General features: G+C 71.7%; 15 protein-coding genes. 11 read left to right on the top strand and 4 right to left on the bottom strand.

The window, feature by feature from the left end; genetic code table 11:
• Nucleotides 1–157: 157 nt before the first annotated feature.
• The 4 genes from ATC03_RS19310 to ATC03_RS19295 all read left to right on the top strand — a co-directional run bounded on the left by ATC03_RS19310 (nucleotide 158) and on the right by ATC03_RS19295 (nucleotide 4,385).
• The gene (locus ATC03_RS19310; protein WP_067880794.1) at nucleotides 158–403 is read left to right on the top strand and encodes a heavy-metal-associated domain-containing protein; all 246 of its coding nucleotides are present in this window, start codon (nucleotides 158–160) and stop codon (nucleotides 401–403) included.
• Nucleotides 400–2,748 carry a heavy metal translocating P-type ATPase gene (locus tag ATC03_RS19305; protein ID WP_067880791.1) on the top strand — a complete coding sequence of 783 codons (2,349 nt, stop codon included), beginning with the start codon at nucleotides 400–402 and terminating at the stop codon, nucleotides 2,746–2,748. The genes ATC03_RS19310 and ATC03_RS19305 overlap by 4 nt, the downstream gene beginning before the upstream one ends.
• A gap of 54 nt (nucleotides 2,749–2,802) precedes the next feature.
• Nucleotides 2,803–3,240, top strand: a complete 438-nt coding sequence (gene arfB / locus ATC03_RS19300) for an alternative ribosome rescue aminoacyl-tRNA hydrolase ArfB (protein ID WP_067880788.1) — start codon at nucleotides 2,803–2,805, stop codon at nucleotides 3,238–3,240.
• Between the two features lie 251 nt (nucleotides 3,241–3,491).
• Nucleotides 3,492–4,385, top strand: coding sequence for an EamA family transporter (locus ATC03_RS19295; RefSeq protein ID WP_067880785.1), 894 nt, complete (start codon nucleotides 3,492–3,494; stop codon nucleotides 4,383–4,385).
• Nucleotides 4,386–4,421: 36 nt separating this feature from the next.
• Here the strand turns inward: ATC03_RS19295 and ATC03_RS19290 are convergent, their stop codons facing one another.
• On the bottom strand, nucleotides 4,422–5,171 hold the full coding sequence (locus tag ATC03_RS19290; RefSeq protein ID WP_067880781.1) for a GntR family transcriptional regulator: 750 nt from the start codon (nucleotides 5,169–5,171) through the stop codon (nucleotides 4,422–4,424).
• Nucleotides 5,172–5,343: 172 nt separating this feature from the next.
• Here ATC03_RS19290 and ATC03_RS19285 point away from each other — a divergent pair, with 172 nt between their 5' ends.
• The 6 genes from ATC03_RS19285 to ATC03_RS19260 all read left to right on the top strand — a co-directional run bounded on the left by ATC03_RS19285 (nucleotide 5,344) and on the right by ATC03_RS19260 (nucleotide 12,043).
• Nucleotides 5,344–6,270: a phosphate/phosphite/phosphonate ABC transporter substrate-binding protein gene (locus ATC03_RS19285; protein ID WP_067880778.1), complete on the top strand. Its 927-nt coding sequence runs from the start codon at nucleotides 5,344–5,346 to the stop codon at nucleotides 6,268–6,270.
• 71 nt (nucleotides 6,271–6,341) lie between these two features.
• Nucleotides 6,342–7,169: a phosphonate ABC transporter ATP-binding protein gene (gene phnC, locus ATC03_RS19280; protein ID WP_067880775.1), complete on the top strand. Its 828-nt coding sequence runs from the start codon at nucleotides 6,342–6,344 to the stop codon at nucleotides 7,167–7,169.
• A complete protein-coding gene (locus ATC03_RS19275; RefSeq protein WP_067880772.1) occupies nucleotides 7,166–8,971 on the top strand; it encodes a PhnE/PtxC family ABC transporter permease in 1,806 nt (601 codons plus the stop codon). Before phnC ends, ATC03_RS19275 begins: the two co-directional genes overlap by 4 nt.
• Nucleotides 8,968–10,128 carry a TIGR03364 family FAD-dependent oxidoreductase gene (locus tag ATC03_RS19270; protein WP_067880769.1) on the top strand — a complete coding sequence of 387 codons (1,161 nt, stop codon included), beginning with the start codon at nucleotides 8,968–8,970 and terminating at the stop codon, nucleotides 10,126–10,128. The genes ATC03_RS19275 and ATC03_RS19270 overlap by 4 nt, the downstream gene beginning before the upstream one ends.
• Nucleotides 10,125–10,880: a phosphonatase-like hydrolase gene (locus tag ATC03_RS19265; RefSeq protein ID WP_084003640.1), complete on the top strand. Its 756-nt coding sequence runs from the start codon at nucleotides 10,125–10,127 to the stop codon at nucleotides 10,878–10,880. Before ATC03_RS19270 ends, ATC03_RS19265 begins: the two co-directional genes overlap by 4 nt.
• A gap of 5 nt (nucleotides 10,881–10,885) precedes the next feature.
• The gene (locus ATC03_RS19260; protein ID WP_067880766.1) at nucleotides 10,886–12,043 is read left to right on the top strand and encodes an alcohol dehydrogenase catalytic domain-containing protein; all 1,158 of its coding nucleotides are present in this window, start codon (nucleotides 10,886–10,888) and stop codon (nucleotides 12,041–12,043) included.
• A 112-nt stretch (nucleotides 12,044–12,155) separates the two neighbouring features.
• Here ATC03_RS19260 and ATC03_RS19255 read toward each other — a convergent pair whose 3' ends face one another.
• The 3 genes from ATC03_RS19255 to ATC03_RS19245 all read right to left on the bottom strand — a co-directional run bounded on the left by ATC03_RS19255 (nucleotide 12,156) and on the right by ATC03_RS19245 (nucleotide 14,274).
• Entirely contained in the window at nucleotides 12,156–12,857 is a 702-nt protein-coding gene (locus tag ATC03_RS19255) for a DsbA family protein (RefSeq protein ID WP_067880763.1), read from the bottom strand.
• Nucleotides 12,858–12,861: 4 nt separating this feature from the next.
• A complete protein-coding gene (locus ATC03_RS19250; protein ID WP_067880760.1) occupies nucleotides 12,862–13,608 on the bottom strand; it encodes a M23 family metallopeptidase in 747 nt (248 codons plus the stop codon).
• Nucleotides 13,609–13,800: 192 nt separating this feature from the next.
• Nucleotides 13,801–14,274 carry a hypothetical protein gene (locus ATC03_RS19245; RefSeq protein ID WP_067880757.1) on the bottom strand — a complete coding sequence of 158 codons (474 nt, stop codon included), beginning with the start codon at nucleotides 14,272–14,274 and terminating at the stop codon, nucleotides 13,801–13,803.
• 119 nt (nucleotides 14,275–14,393) lie between these two features.
• On the opposite strand from ATC03_RS19245, the gene ATC03_RS19240 reads away from it, so the two are divergent.
• Nucleotides 14,394–14,855: a Fur family transcriptional regulator gene (locus ATC03_RS19240; RefSeq protein ID WP_067880754.1), complete on the top strand. Its 462-nt coding sequence runs from the start codon at nucleotides 14,394–14,396 to the stop codon at nucleotides 14,853–14,855.
• The last annotated feature ends 53 nt before the right edge of the window (nucleotides 14,856–14,908 follow it).

Here is a 14,908-nt window from a genome sequence, read left to right as displayed (position 1 = left end):
GTTCGCGAGGGCGATTCTGGTCGACTCGCACTTCATCGAGCCGCCAAGTTCGCCCACTCGCGAGTTCTCACAGGTGTGGAATAGACCCCGGTGGGGTACCGTTGAGTTCAGATGAATACCCCATGGGGGTACCCATCCCGAACTTCAGGAGGATCACATGAGCACCCACGACGCGAACCCCACCGTCTCGACCTACGGCGTGGCGGGCATGACGTGCTCGCACTGCGTCGGTGCGGTGACGGGTGAGCTCGGCCGACTCGACGGCGTCTCGTCGGTCGACGTCGAGCTCGTCGCCGGGGGCGTCTCGCGGGTGACCGTGCAGAGCGCCGCGGCCCTCGACGCCGACCAGGTCGCAGCCGCCGTCGACGAGGCCGGCTACGAACTGGCCGACCTGGCATCATGACCGCGCAGCAGGTCGACCTGCTCGTCGGCGGCATGACGTGCGCCTCGTGCGCCGCGCGCATCGAGAAGAAGCTCAACCGCATGCCCGGCGTCGAGGCGACCGTGAACTACGCGACCGAGAAGGCCAGCGTGCGGCTGCCGGACGGCGTCAGCGTCGACGAGGCCATCGCGACCGTCGAGGCCACGGGATACACGGCCGCGCTGCCGAAGCCGAAGCCCGCGGCGCCGGTCGCGCCCCAGCACCCGCACCCGCACGGCGCGAGCGACGCGCGCGGTCCGGCAGGCGGGCACGGCTCGGACGCCGAGTCGCACCACGGCGGGGGAGCGCACGATCACGGCGACGCGGCATCCCTTCGTCAGCGCCTGATCGTGTCGACGGTGCTCGCGGTGCCCGTCGTCGCGCTGTCGATGATCCCGGCGCTGCAGTTCACGAACTGGCAGTGGCTCGCGTTCGCGCTCGCCGCGCCGGTGGCCCTGTGGGGCGCGTGGCCGTTCCACCGCGCCGCGTGGATCAACCTGCGCCACGGCGCCGCGACCATGGACACGCTCATCAGCGTCGGCGTGCTCGCGGCCCTCGCCTGGTCGGCGTACGCGCTGTTCTTCGGCCAGGCCGGCATGTCGGGCATGACCATGACGTTCCAGCTGTTCACGACGCCCGGCGGAGGCGCCGACGAGATCTACCTCGAGGTCGCGGCCGCGGTGACGGTGTTCGTGCTCGCGGGTCGCTACGCCGAGGCGCGCGCCAAGCGCAGCTCGACCGCGGCGATCTCGGCCCTGCTCGAGATGGGGGCCAGCGAGGCATCCGTGCTCCGCGACGGCGTCGAGGTGCGGATGCCGGTGGCAGACCTCGCCGTCGACGACCGGTTCGTGGTGCGCCCCGGCGAGAAGATCGCCACCGACGGCGTCGTGGTCGACGGCGCGTCGGCGGTCGACGAGAGCATGCTCACGGGCGAGTCGGTTCCGGCCGAGGTCGGCCCGGGCGATGCCGTCGTCGGCGCGACCATCAACGTGGGCGGCCGACTCGTCGTGCGAGCGACGCGCGTGGGCGCCGACACGGAGCTCTCGGCCATGGCCAGGCTCGTCGAGCAGGCGCAGACCGGCAAGGCCGACGTGCAGCGCCTCGCCGACCGGGTCTCGGCCGTGTTCGTGCCGATCGTCATCGGGCTCGCGCTCGCCGCGCTCGCCGGCTGGCTGCTCGCGGGCTACGGCCCCGAGGTCGCGTTCACGGCCGCCGTCGCGACGCTCATCGTCGCGTGCCCCTGCGCGCTCGGCCTCGCGACGCCCATGGCGCTGCTCGTCGGCACCGCGCGCGGCGCGCAGCTCGGCATCCTGATCAAGGGCCCGCAGATCCTCGAGTCGACCCGTCGCGTCGACACGATCCTGCTCGACAAGACCGGTACGGTCACGAGCGGGCGGATGTCGCTCGCCGAGGTCGTGCCCGCGGCCGGCGAGAGCGAGGCCGAGGTGCTGCGCTTCGCGGGTGCCGCCGAGTCGGGCTCCGAGCACCCGATCGCGCGGGCGATCGCTGCCGCGGCGCTCGCTGCCGTTCCGGTCGCGGAGGGGACAGCACCGGTGGCCGGCGCCCTGCCCCCGCTCGAGTCGTTCGCCTCGACGCAGGGCCTCGGCGTGCAGGCCGTCGTCGACGGGCGACTCGTGCTCGTGGGCCGATCCGCGTGGCTCGCCGAGCAGTGGGCGGTCGAACTTCCCGACGCGCTCGAACGGCGGCAGGTCGAGCTCGAGGCGGCGGGCGGCACCGTCGTCGCCGTCGCATGGGACCGCGTGGCTCGCGGCATCCTGAGCGTGAACGACACGGTCAAGCCGAACAGTGCCGCGGCGATCGTGCAGCTGAAGGCGCTCGGACTCCGACCCGTGCTGCTCACGGGCGACAACGAGCGCGTCGCGCGGGCCGTCGCCGCCGAGGTCGGCATCGACGACGTGCGCGCCGGCGTGCTGCCCGCCGAGAAGGCCGAGATCGTGCGTGCGCTGCAGGCCGAGGGCCGCGTGGTCGCCATGGTCGGCGACGGGGTCAACGACGCCGTCGCGCTCGCGACCGCCGACCTCGGCATCGCGATGGGCTCGGGCACCGACGTCGCGATCGAGGCGAGCGACCTGACCCTCGTGCGCAGCGACCTCGTAGCCGTCGTCGACGCGATCCGCCTCTCGCGGCGCACGCTCGGCACGATCAAGGGCAACCTGTTCTGGGCCTTCGCCTACAACATCGCGGCGATCCCGGTGGCGATGCTCGGCATGCTGAACCCGCTCGTCGCGGGCGCGGCCATGGCGTTCTCCTCGGTGTTCGTGGTGGGCAACAGCCTGCTGCTGCGGCGGTTCCGCGGGGTGCGCTGAGCCGGAACCCGAAGTCGGCCCGCGCCGGCGAGGCCGAGAGAGGATGATGGACGCATGCCCGCCGTCCATCGTCCCGGCCTTCGGGTGAACTCGGGACTCACGATCCCCGAGTCCGAGCTGTCCTGGCGGTTCTCCCGGTCATCGGGCCCCGGCGGGCAAGGCGTGAACACGGCCGACTCCCGGGCCGAGCTCGTGTGGGACGTCGCGGGCTCGGCGGTGCTCTCCCCGATCCAGCGGGAGCGGCTGCTCGACGGCCTCGGCGGTCGCGTCGTCGATGGCGTGCTCACGATCGCGGCATCCGAGCACCGGGCGCAACTGCGCAACCGGGAGGCCGCGCGCGAGCGACTCGTCGCCGTCGTGACCGAACTCCTCCGGCCGCCGTCGCCGTCACGTCGGCCGACGAGGCCGAGCCGCGGTTCCAAGGAACGACGCCTGGACGCGAAGAAGCGGCGCACCGACGTCAAGCAGTTGCGCCGTCGGCCGAACGACTGACGCCGGGGCGCTGGTCTCGAGACGGCGCTGGCGCGCCTCCTCGACCGGGGGTCCGCAGGGTTGCGCGAGGGTGAACGGACCGGTTCACCCGCGCGTGCTACCGTGATCCGCGATAGCGCCTAGGGTTCCGGGATCGCGAGATCCGACTGGTCCGAGCGGCGCCACGGCCACCGCCAGAGGCGGCCGTCATCTGACAGGACAAAAGCCCGGAGGACCCCGTCCGTCGCGCCCGCGACGCACCGAAGGGTCCCGTGTCCGTTCCTGCGCTCGTCCTCGTCCTCGCCGCCGCCGTGTGCCACTCGGCGTGGAACATCCTCGCCCACGGCGTCAGCCGCATCGGCATGCCCTTCCTCTGGTGGGGTGCGCTCGCGAGCACGCTCCTCTGGCTGCCGATGGTGCCGTTCACGGCTGGCATCGGCACCGCGGATGTCGGTGGCCTCGCGTTGGGCGCCGGCGTCTCGGCCGTGCTGCACTGCGGCTACATGCTGGTGCTGCAGCGCGGCTACGCCACCGGGATGCTGTCGACCGTCTACGCGACAGCGCGCGGAACGGGCCCGCTGATCACGGTGCTCGTGGCCGTGCTCGTGCTCGGCGAACGGCCGTCGGGCTGGGCGCTCGTGGGCATCGCGGCGATCCTCGTCGGAGTCGTCGTGATCGGCCTGCTCGATCGCGGCCCGGTGGGCGGCAGTACTTCGCTCGGTGGCGCCGGGACGCGCCGGCGGGGCCCCGATCCAGCGATCCTCTGGGGCATCGCGACCGGCGTCGCGATCGCCGCCTACACGCTGTGGGACGCGAACGTCGTGCGCTCGTGGGACGTGCCGCCCGTCGCCTTCATGGTCGGCTGCACGCTCGGCGAGCTCGTGCTGTTCTCCGCCTTGCTCGGCCGGCGTCGTCGCGAGCTCGGCCGCGTGGGGCGCACGCACTGGGTGAGGATCCTCGCGTTCGGCGCGCTGTCGCCGCTCTCGTACATCCTCGTGCTCGTCGCCGTGACGCTCGCGCCGGTGGCCCTCGTGGCGCCCATGCGGGAGGTCAGCGTCGTGCTCGTCAGCGCGTTCGGTGCGCTCGTGCTGCGCGAGGGCCGCGGATGGGCGAGGGTCGCGGCATCCGTCATCGTCGTCGCGGGGGTGCTGCTGATCGCGGCGTGATCGCTCGCCGACGTGCCAGTCGACCTGCTCGTCGACCTACTCGCCGACCGGGCGGATGAAGTGCTCGCCCGAGATGGCGCGCCCAGAGGCCGAGACGGTGAAGCGCACGATGTCGCTGCGATAGCGGTCGTCGGATGCCTCGAACACGCGCCCGTCGCGGCCGCGCGTCACGCGTCGCAGGCGCAGGATCGGCGAGCCGAGCTCGACCTCGAGCAGGCGGGCGTCGAGCTCGTCGGCGGCGACCGCGTCGATCTCGTGGTCGACCTCGGCGTACGGATGCCCGCGCTCGGCCAGGTAGTCGGTGATCGAGACCGTGTCGAGGTCGACGTCGAAGAGCACCCGCCCGACCTCCTCGACGAAGGCCAGCCGCTCGAGCATCGTGGGGCGCCCATCGAGGCTGCGGAGTCGGGTCACCTCGACGATCAGGTCGCCGGGCTCGATGCGGAGGAGCTCGACGTGGTCGTCGTCGGCGCGCCGGAGGGAGACCTCCTGGGTGTGCGCGCCGGGCGTCGCGCCCATCTCACGGGCCCACTTGGTGAAGGGGATCGAGACGTCGACGGCCTGGTGGGCCTTGCGCCGCACGACCCGGCTCGGGCGGCCCCGGGTGGTCTCGATCAGGCCCTCGGCGCGGAGCTCGGCGAGGGCGTTGCGGATCGGGCCGCGCGAGGTGCTCCATTGCTGGGCGAGCTCGCCCTCGGTGGGCACGTCGTCTCCGGGGGCGAGCTGGCCGCTCGCGATGCGCTGTCGGAGGTCGTCGGCGATGGCTTTGTAGACACTGATGGGCACATAGGCATATTACTTCGGCATATCCCGCCGTGCGGCACCGTTGCGAAGTGTTCATCTTTCGGGGTTCGCGGTGAACACCGCGTGAATAGGACCTGAGTTAGGTATATAACCCCGATTCGGGATGGCAGCATTGCCGACGTCCCCAACCGGAACCACTGCCTGAAAGGCCACCATGTCCACGCGCTTCACCCGCTCCCTCCTCGCCCTCGTCGGCGTGGGAGCGCTCGCCGTCACCCTCGCCGCGTGCTCCAGCACCGCTGAAGCCGGCACCAGCACGTCAGGAGACACCGGCTCGTTCGCCGTCGACGAGAACACGCTCGTGTTCGGCGTCGTTCCCGACTCGGTCGACACCGAGACCAACTACCAGCCGCTCATGGACTACATCGCCCAGGAGACCGGCAAGACCGTCGAGTACCACGAGTCGACCGACTACGCCGCGCTCATCGAGGCCGCGGTCGCCGGCAAGATCGACGTCGCCTCGTTCTCGGGGTTCACCTACGTCACCGCGAAGAACAACGGTGCGGCGATCACGCCCGTCTCGTCGATCATCACGGCCGAGGGCCAGGAGCCCGGGTACTACTCGCAGGCGATCGTGCCCAAGGGCAGCGACATCACCGACCTCGCCGGCTTCGAGGGCAAGAAGGTCTGCTTCGTCGACCCGTCGTCGACCTCGGGCTACCTCTTCCCGTCGTACAACCTCCTCGAAGAGGGCATCGACCCCGAGACCGACGTCACGCCGGTCTTCGCCGGCAAGCACGACGTCTCGGTGACCAAGGTCGGCGAGGGCGTCGAGTGCGACGCCGGCTTCGCCGAGGACAGCGAGGTCGAGAAGAGCGACAAGGTCACCGTCGTCGCCGAGACGATGGTCCCCGGCGCCCCGATCGTCGTCTCGGACACGCTTCCCGACGAGCTCAAGGCGCAGCTGACCGAGATCCTCGGCCAGGTCACGATCGACGACATCATCGCCTCGGGCATCGAGTCGGCCGACTCCGACGGGTTCCGCAGCGTGTTCTTCGCGACCTCGCCGGTCGACGACGCGTACTACGACACCATCCGCGACATCTGCGAGAAGACCGAAGCGGAGCAGTGCCAGGGCTGATCCCCTGACACCGACCCGCCCGACGTCGCCACGACCCGACCTGACCTGACCTGACCTGACCGGAGCATGACATGAGCCAGACACCCGTCATCGACATCGAAGGACTCACCAAGGAGTACGGACGCACCGTCGCACTGCGCGACGTCGCCCTCCGGGTGGAACCCGGCGAGATCGTCGTGCTGCTCGGACTCTCGGGCTCGGGCAAGTCGACCCTGTTGCGGCAGGTCGTCGGACTCGAGGCTCCCACCTCGGGCCGGGTCCGCGTGCTCGGCGAGGAGGTGCCGTCCCTCACGGGTCGGCGCCTCCGCGCCCTGCGCAGCCGCGTCGGCTTCGTCTTCCAGCAGTTCGAGCTCGTGCCGTCGCTGACGGTGCTCGAGAACGTGCTCACGGGGGCGCTCGCCGAGCTCCGCGGCCCACGACTCGGGCTGTGGGCGTACCCGCGTCGCCTCAAGCTCGTGGCGCTCGGCCACCTCGACCGGGTCGGCCTCCTCGACCGCGCCTACCAGCGCGCCGACACCCTCTCCGGTGGGCAGCAGCAGCGCGTCGCCATCGCCCGCGCACTCATGCAGAACCCCGAGATCCTGCTCGCCGACGAGCCGGTGGCCTCGCTCGACCCCGAGTCGAGCGACCAGGTCATGGCGCTCATCCGCGAGATCGCGATGGACGCGGGCCTCACCGTCGTCTGCAGCCTGCACCAGGTCGACCTCGCACTCTCGTGGGGCGACCGCATCGTCGGCCTCCGCCACGGCGAGGTCGTGCTCGACACCCCGGCATCCGGGCTCTCGAAGACCCAGGTCATGGAGGTCTACGGCCGCGTCGCAACCTCGACCGGCGAACTGCAGGCCATCGACACCGAGCTCGCCGCTGCGGTGCAGCTGGGCTCGGCGGCGCACTCATGACCACCATCACCCCGGCGCGACCGTCGCCGACCTCCGCGCCCGAGTCGTCGGTCGCGGCCCGCGCACCCAAGCGTCCCGTTTCGGCCGAGCGCATCGCCGCCGGAACCACGCTCGTCGCGCTCGTCGCCGTCGCCGTCTTCGCGCTCATGGAGTCGGGCATCTCGATCACGGGCATGATCGAGAGCTGGGGCCACGCCGAGCGCTTCTTCGCCCGCGTCGGCACCATCGAGTTCCCCGAGTTCGGCGAGCTGCTGCACCTCACCGGTCTCACCGTCGGACTCGTGCTCTGCGGCACGCTCTTCGCCGCCGTCGTCTCGGTGCCGGTCGCCTACCTCGCCGCGTCGAACACCACGCCCGGCGCAGGCTGGCAGGCCTTCGGGCGATTCGTCACCGTGCTCACCCGGGCGATCCCCGACGTCGTGCTCGCGATGGTCTTCGTGCTCATGTTCTCGATCGGCACGCTGCCCGGCATCCTCGCGATCGGCATCCACTCCATCGGCATGATCTCCAAGCTCTTCGCCGATGCGATCGAGCAGATCGACGAGGGCCCGCGCCGCGCCATCCGTGCTGCCGGCGGGTCGAGGCTGCAGGAGTTCACGAGCGGCATCCTGCCCCAGGTGCTGCCCTCGTGGGTCGCGACCGTGCTGCACCGCAACGACATCAACCTGCGCGGCTCGGTCGTGCTCGGCTACGTCGGCGTCGCCGGTCTCGGCCTCGAGATGAGCTACGCCTTCAAGTCGCTGAACTACTCGCTCGGCCTCGGCATCGCGCTCGTCATGTTCGCGCTCTGCGTGGTCATGGAGATCGTCTCGAGCGTCGTGCGCAAGGCCATGCTCGGCGTCGCACCCACGGGGCGCGGGCTCGGCGACCGGGTCGTGCGCGGCGTCGCGAACGCCCGCGACCGCCGTTCGGCAGGCACTGCGAGCGGGCGTGCGGATGCCGCGGCGAGCGTCGGGCGTGCGGATGCCGCGGGGGCGGCCTCCGGTTCCGGCCGTGCCGCGGCATCCGACCTCGAAGCAGCACTCCGCCGACCGTGGACCGGTGCCCGCGTGCGCAACACCGCCTGGGGGTGGATCGCGGTACTCGTCGTCGTCGGCAGCGTCGTCATCTGCGAGATCCAGTGGAGCGACCTGCTGACGTTCTGGGCGAAGGTGCCCGCGATCGCCGTGCAGTTCTGGCCGCCGAACTTCGGCAACTACGACGCCGCGACGATGTTCGGGGCCATGGGCACCACGATCGGCATCGCGCTCGCCGCGACGCTGCTCTCGTTCGCCTTCTCAGTCGTCATCGGCTCGCTGGCCGCACGCAACGTCGCGCCGAACGGCACCGTTCGCGGGTCGATGCGACTGCTGCTCGTGATCATCCGCGGCGTGCCGGAGGTGATCCTCGCCATCGTGCTCATCGTCATCACCGGCCTCGGAAGCCAGGCCGGCACCATCGCACTCGCCTTCGGCGGCATCGGACTGCTCGGCAAGCTCATCGCCGACTCGTTCGAAGAGGTGAAAGCCGGCCCCGAACGCGCGCTCAAGGCGACCGGCGTCACGCGCGGCCAGGTCTACGCGTCAGCCACGCTGCCGCAGGGCAAGCGCGCGCTGATCGGGCACAGCTTCTACCTGCTCGACACGAACATCCGTGCGGCGACCATCCTCGGCATCGTGGGCGGCGGCGGCGTCGGCTACTACCTGCTGAACGCCGGCCAGGGTTCGAATTACGCGGTCGTCACCGCGATCGTGCTGATGATCCTCGCCACGGTGCTCATCGTCGAGGGACTCGCCGTCTGGATGCGGCGGGTGTTCCGTTGAGCCGGGGTGCAGGCGTCGAGCAGTTCGACGTCGCCGTCGTGGGCTCGGGAGTCATCGGACTCGGAGCCGCGCTCGCCGCGGTCGCGCGCGGGCTGCGGGTCGTGGTGATCGAGCGCGGCAGCGAGCCGACCGGCGCCTCGATCCGCAACTTCGGCCATCTCTGCTTCACGCCGCAGCACGGCCTCGCCCGCGAGTTCGGTTCGACCTCGCGCGAGATCTGGTTGAAGCTGGCCGTCGACGCCGGGGTCTGGGTGCGCGAGGCGGGAACGCTGATCGCCGCCCGTCGCGACGACGAGTTCGCCGTTCTCGCGGAGTTCGCCGACGCGCGCGGCGCCGAGGTCGAGCTGCTCACGGCCGCCGAGACGGATGCGCGCCTGCCGATCGCGCCCGGCGTCGCCGTGGGCGGGGCCTTCCTGCCCCGCGACCTGCAGGCGAACCCGAGGCAGGCGCTCGGCGCGATCACCGCGCACCTGGCCCGCATGGGCGTCGAGTTCCGCCACCGCACGGCCGTCGGCGCCGTGCGTTCCGGCCGCGTCGAGACGAGCCGCGGCCCGATCGACGCCGACGAGATCGTCGTGGCGGCCAACCACGACCTCGACCTGCTCTACCCCGACCTCGCCGAACGGCACGGCATCGAGCGATGCGGGCTCGACATGCTGCGCGTCGCGGCCAACCTGACCGCGCCGCTCGCGTCGCCGCTGCTCACCGGCTGGTCGCTCGTGCGCTACGGAGGCTTCGCCGCGACCGGGGCTGCGGGCGCCCTGAAGCGGCGCCTCCACGCCGAGGAGCCGATGCTCGCCGCGCTCGATCTCAACCAGATGTACACGCAACTGCCCGACGGGTCGCTCATCGTCGGCGACACGCACTACCGGGGCACGTCGATCGCGCCGTTCCAGCCCGAGGCGGCCTTCGAGGCGCTCCTCGACGTCACGCGCGAACTCTTCGGCCTCAGCGAGGTGCGGGTGCTCGAGCGTTGGCAGGGCGTGTACGCGAGCGGCCCCTCCGACTTCCTCATCGAACGACCCGAGCCCGGCGTCAGCGTCATCGCGGCGACCACGGGCATCGGCATGACCACCGGCCTCGGGCTCGCCGAGCACGTCGTGGCCGGAATCACCGGCGAACGCGCCACCATCACCGCTCCGAAAGGCACCGCATGACCACCGAAACGATCTCCGCACGCGACGACGCGACCCGTGAGGTCTCAGAAGTTCCCGAGCGCCGCGCCCTGGGAGCCGTCGAGCTCGTCGTGCTCGACATGGCCGGCACGACCGTCATCGATGACGGCGCCGTCGAGCAGGCGTTCGCCCTCGCCGCCGAGCGCAGCGGCATCGCGACCGGTGACGCGTTCGAGCGTTCGCTGCAGTATGTTCGCGACACCATGGGGCAGTCGAAGATCGAGGTCTTCCGCGTGCTCGCCGACGGCGACGAGGCCGCCGCCCAGCGCGCCAACGCGGCGTTCGAGGACGCCTACGCCGAGATCGTCGTGCGCGACGGCGTGGCCGAGGTCGAGGGTGCCGCCGACGTGATCGGCGAGCTGCGGGCCGCCGGGGCATCCGTCACCTTCACGACCGGCTTCGCCCCGACCACGCGCGATGCGCTGCTCGACGCGCTCGGCTGGCACGACCTCGCCGATCTGGCGCTCTCGCCGGTCGACGCCGGCCGAGGCCGCCCCTTCCCCGACCTGCCGCTCACGGCCCTGCTGCGCACGGGCGCGACGAGCGTCGCCTCGATGGTCGTCGTGGGCGACACCCGGAGCGACATCCAGACCGGCACCCGTGCCGGCGCGGGCCTCGTGGTCGGCGTGCTCACCGGCGCGCACGATCGAGCCGCACTGCTCGACGCGGGTGCCGACGTCGTGATCGAGAGCGTGCGCGACCTGCCCGCGCTGCTCGGCCTGCGCGGCGAGTGACGGGCATGACGCTCACGCTTCCGGCTGGGCTCGACGTGAACGTGTCGCCCTCGCCCGTCGCGATGGTGTGGAACGAGCCCGGCTCGCCGCATGAATCGGTGGCGACGCCCGGTATTCGGCTGGCGCCCGGCGATGCGCTCGTGCAGGTGGAGTACGCCACCGTCTGCGGCTCCGACGTGCACACGGTGCGCGGCGACCGCTCGGCCCCCTCGCCGCTCGTGCTCGGCCACGAGCAGGTCGGTCGCGTGGTGGCGCTGGGCGACGGCGCGACGCGCGCCGACGGCAGTGCGCTCGAACTCGGCGACCGCGTCGTCTGGTCGGTCGCCGTGAGCTGCGGTTCGTGCGACCGGTGCGAGCGCGGCCTGCAGCAGAAGTGCCGCTCGCTCGCGAAATACGGCCACGAGCGCATCTCGCGCGGCTGGGAGCTCACGGGCGGCTTCGCGACGCACGTGCACGTTCGCGCGGGCTCGTCGATCGTGGTCGTCGACGACGCGCTCCCCGCCGAGGTCGCCGCGGCCGCCTCGTGCGCCACCGCGACCGCCGTCGCCGCCCTCGAAGCGGCCTCGGCGACCGTCGAGCTCGACGGAGCGCTGCTGCTCATCACCGGCGGCGGCATGGTCGGGCTCACCGCCGCGGCGATGGCCGTCGAAGCCGGAGCGGAGGTGATCCTCTCCGACCCCGATGCGAGTCGCCGGGCCCTGGCTCGACGCCTCGGTGCGATCGCCTCCGACCCCAGGGCGAAGAAGGGTGCTGCCGAGCACCTCGACGAGGTGCTGGCCGTCCGCGCGCAGCGAGGGCTCGTCGAGATCCTCGTCGCGATCGAGGCATCCGGTGCGGGTGCCGCCGTCGAGACGGTGATCAAGCGGATCGGCATCGGTGGAGTCGTCGTGCTCGTCGGCAGCGTCTCGCCAGGACCCGCCGTCGCGCTCGACGCCGAATCGATCGTGCGACGACTCGTGACCCTCAAGGGCGTGCACAACTACTCGCCGTCGCAATTGGTGCGGGCCGTGGAGTTCCTCGAGCGCGCGCACCGCACGGTGCCGCTCGCGCGGCTCGTCGGCGCGACCTACCCGCTCGACGAGCTGGATCGCGCGCTCGAGGATGCGGCTTCGGGAGTTCATGTGCGGGTGGGCGTGGCGCCGCCGACGGGTCCGGCGCGCTGAGTCGGAGCAAGACGATCCGCCGGTCGAGGAGCGGAGCGTCTCGAGACCAGCCGTCGAGCGGGGTGCTGGTCTCGAGAGGGCGCTGGCGCGCCTCCTCGACCAACGGGCGGGGTCAGCCCTCGGCGAGGGCCGCGTCGATCGCGTCGGTGAGGTCGTCGGCCGAGACGAGCTCGAGGCGCTCGCCGTTGAGGAAGAAGGTCGGCGTGCCCTGCACGCCGAGCGCCGTGCCCTCGGCCTGATCGGCGCGCACGCGCTCCTCGGTGGTCGGGTCGGCGACGTCGCGGTCGTACTGGGCGAGGTCGAGTCCGAGCCCCTGGGCGAACTGGCGGAAGAGCGGCGCCTTCGACTCCGACTGCTCGCCCCACTGGGCCTGCGTCTCGAACAGCATGCGGTACATCTCGACGAACGCGCTCTGACGGGCGGCGGCCTCCGCGGCGATCGCGGCGTTCATGGCGTTCTGGTGCGCCTCGATCGGGAAGTATCGGGTCACGAAGGTCACCTCGCCGTCGTAGCGTTCGCGCAGCGACTCGACGAACGGGTAGGCGGCACCGCACGCCTCGCACTCGAAGTCGAGGAACTCCACGAGCACCGCATTGCCGCGGCCGGGCTCGCCCAGCACGTGACTGTCGGGGCGCACGACCTCGGCGGTCGCCGGGTCCTGCGAGGCGGGGGCCGCGCTGGTGTTCGCACCCGTCATCGCGAGCAGCGCGACCACGGTGATCAGGATGAGCCCGCCGATGGCGGCCAGGTTGATCCAGAGCAGGCGGCGCGAGCGACCGGGCCCGGCCGGGTTGGTGGTGGTGGGTTCGGCCATGGTCTCAGCTCTTCCTGCCGACCATCGCGGTCAGCCATTCGTACGGGTCGATCGGGGTGGAGGCGTCCTGCCAGATCTCGAGGTGGAGGTGCGGTCCGGTGCTCTGGCCGGAGTCGCCGACGGCGCCGATCGGCTGCCCGACCTCGACCCGTTCGCCCTCCGAGACCTGGAGCGAGCCGAACTGCATGTGGGCGTAGACGCTCACGTAGCGGCGGCCGTCGATGACGTGCTCGATGCGGGCCGAGACGCCGAGCCCGGCGTCGGACGAGGTCGCCTCGATGACGGTGCCGGCGGCGACCGCCGTGATCGGCGTGCCCGTGCCGGGCGTCAGGTCGAGGCCTTTGTGCATCGTGGAGCAGCCGCTGCACGGAGCAGCGCGCGGTCCGAACCGGTCGGTGATCGGCACACCGACCGGGAATGGCCACTGGACGTCGGAGGTCGGATCGTTGACGAACGTGGACGCGGTGCGCATGTTCGCGGCGGCGAGGATCGCCCGTTCTGCCGCGACGCGAGCCGACTCCGCTGCCCGGAGCTCCTCGCCGGTCGTCACGGCGAATCCGTCGCGGCTCGGCACGGCGACCGACACCTCGTCGGCGACGCTCAGGCGCTGCGGGTCCCCGGCGATCGCCGAGGAGGGCGCTGCGGTGACGGCCGGAACGGCGATCGCGAGCGGGAATGCGGTGATGCCGAGCAGCGCAGCGACGATCAGGCGGGAGGTGGCGCCGACGCTCGGGCGGGCTGCGCGCGGCATCCGTGCTCGTCGTGGTGGTGATGCACTCGATCGCGGCTCGCGGCGGGTTCGAGGTGGTCGGAGGACGTGCGGGTTCTCGGAAGGTGCGGACATTCGCCTGCGTCTCGGATTCTGGGCGCGGGGGCGCGCCGATCTGGAACGGATCCGTTGGCGTGGCGGCGCGCGGACGCGCGGCGACGCCGGGGTCCGGTCCTAGATCAGGAAGACGCTGAGCTTGCGACGCTCGACCGGCGTCGGCAGGTCGAAGGGAGCGGATGCCGGCGGTACGACGATCGAGCGTTCGACGTACCGCCAGATCGACGGCAGGCGTCGCAGCCCGAACAGGGCGAGGAGCAGCGCGGCGAAGCACGCGGCGACCGTGAGGCAGAGGGCGAGGGGATCCTCGACCGGTGCTTCGACGAGCCGGTCGCCGGCGGTCGGACCGGCCACCGCGGTCGTGGTCGAAGCGGTCGCGGTCGACGTGGTGGTGGCCGTCGCACTGGGCCCGGCCGTGGCATCCGATGCGTGATGGAGCGCACTCGCGCCCGTCGTCGCGCCGGTCACCAGATCGTGGCGCAGGTCGTCGGCGTGCGAGAGCAGCAGGCCGACGATCGTGCCCACCACGAGCGCCGCGATCAGCAGGGCTCGGCGCAGGTGCGCGAGCGCTGGTGCGGCGGCAGTGATCATGGCGGGTCCTCGTCGGTGGGCGGGGGCCCGCTCAACGTAGCAAACGGCCCGGCCGCGAGGCTGGGAGTTCTCCCGAACTAGTTTTGAGTTATTCAAAACAAGTGACTAGGGTCGAAGACATGGAGACGACGCTCGACACGGCATTGCGCAATGCCGGGTTGAAGGCGACCGCAGGCCGGGTCGCCGTGCTCGACGCGCTCGCCTCCATGCCGCACTCGGATGCCGAGCAGGTCTACCGGGCCGTCTCCGGCGACTTGCCCAGCACGTCGATCCAGTCGGTGCACAACATCCTCGCCGACCTCACGGGGGCGGGGCTGATCCGTCGCATCGAGCCGGCCGGGTCCGCCGCGCTCTACGAGCGCCGCATCGACGACAACCATCACCACGTCGTCTGCTCCGTCTGCGGAGCGGTCGCCGACGTCGACTGCGTGGTCGGCCATGCGCCGTGCCTCGCGCCCTCGTCGGCCTCCGGCTTCAGCGTGCAGACCGCCGAGGTGACGTTCTGGGGCCTGTGCCCCGGCTGTCAGGCGGCGGCCGCTGCCGCAGCGGTGGCCATCCCGCATCCGACGCCCGCCGAGTAACGCACCGCATCGCGCCATCGCACCGCCCCAGCCAGGGGTGGGTGATTCGTCGC

The organism is Agromyces aureus (assembly GCF_001660485.1).
GTDB lineage: Bacteria > Actinomycetota > Actinomycetes > Actinomycetales > Microbacteriaceae > Agromyces > Agromyces aureus.
This window is presented reverse-complemented; position numbering and strand designations above follow the sequence as displayed.

What these genes read in the sequence shown, in the direction of transcription:
- ATC03_RS19285 (WP_067880778.1), top strand. Translation starts at nt 5,344, where the DNA reads ATGTCCACGCGCTTCACCCGCTCCCTCCTCGCCCTCGTCGGCGTGGGA.
- ATC03_RS19240 (WP_067880754.1), top strand. Translation starts at nt 14,394, where the DNA reads ATGGAGACGACGCTCGACACGGCATTGCGCAATGCCGGGTTGAAGGCG.
- ATC03_RS19305 (WP_067880791.1), top strand. Translation starts at nt 400, where the DNA reads ATGACCGCGCAGCAGGTCGACCTGCTCGTCGGCGGCATGACGTGCGCC.
- ATC03_RS19310 (WP_067880794.1), top strand. Translation starts at nt 158, where the DNA reads ATGAGCACCCACGACGCGAACCCCACCGTCTCGACCTACGGCGTGGCG.
- arfB (WP_067880788.1), top strand. Translation starts at nt 2,803, where the DNA reads ATGCCCGCCGTCCATCGTCCCGGCCTTCGGGTGAACTCGGGACTCACG.
- ATC03_RS19245 (WP_067880757.1), bottom strand. Translation starts at nt 14,274, where the DNA reads ATGATCACTGCCGCCGCACCAGCGCTCGCGCACCTGCGCCGAGCCCTG.
- ATC03_RS19275 (WP_067880772.1), top strand. Translation starts at nt 7,166, where the DNA reads ATGACCACCATCACCCCGGCGCGACCGTCGCCGACCTCCGCGCCCGAG.
- ATC03_RS19250 (WP_067880760.1), bottom strand. Translation starts at nt 13,608, where the DNA reads ATGCCGCGCGCAGCCCGCCCGAGCGTCGGCGCCACCTCCCGCCTGATC.
- ATC03_RS19255 (WP_067880763.1), bottom strand. Translation starts at nt 12,857, where the DNA reads ATGGCCGAACCCACCACCACCAACCCGGCCGGGCCCGGTCGCTCGCGC.
- ATC03_RS19265 (WP_084003640.1), top strand. Translation starts at nt 10,125, where the DNA reads ATGACCACCGAAACGATCTCCGCACGCGACGACGCGACCCGTGAGGTC.
- phnC (WP_067880775.1), top strand. Translation starts at nt 6,342, where the DNA reads ATGAGCCAGACACCCGTCATCGACATCGAAGGACTCACCAAGGAGTAC.
- ATC03_RS19260 (WP_067880766.1), top strand. Translation starts at nt 10,886, where the DNA reads ATGACGCTCACGCTTCCGGCTGGGCTCGACGTGAACGTGTCGCCCTCG.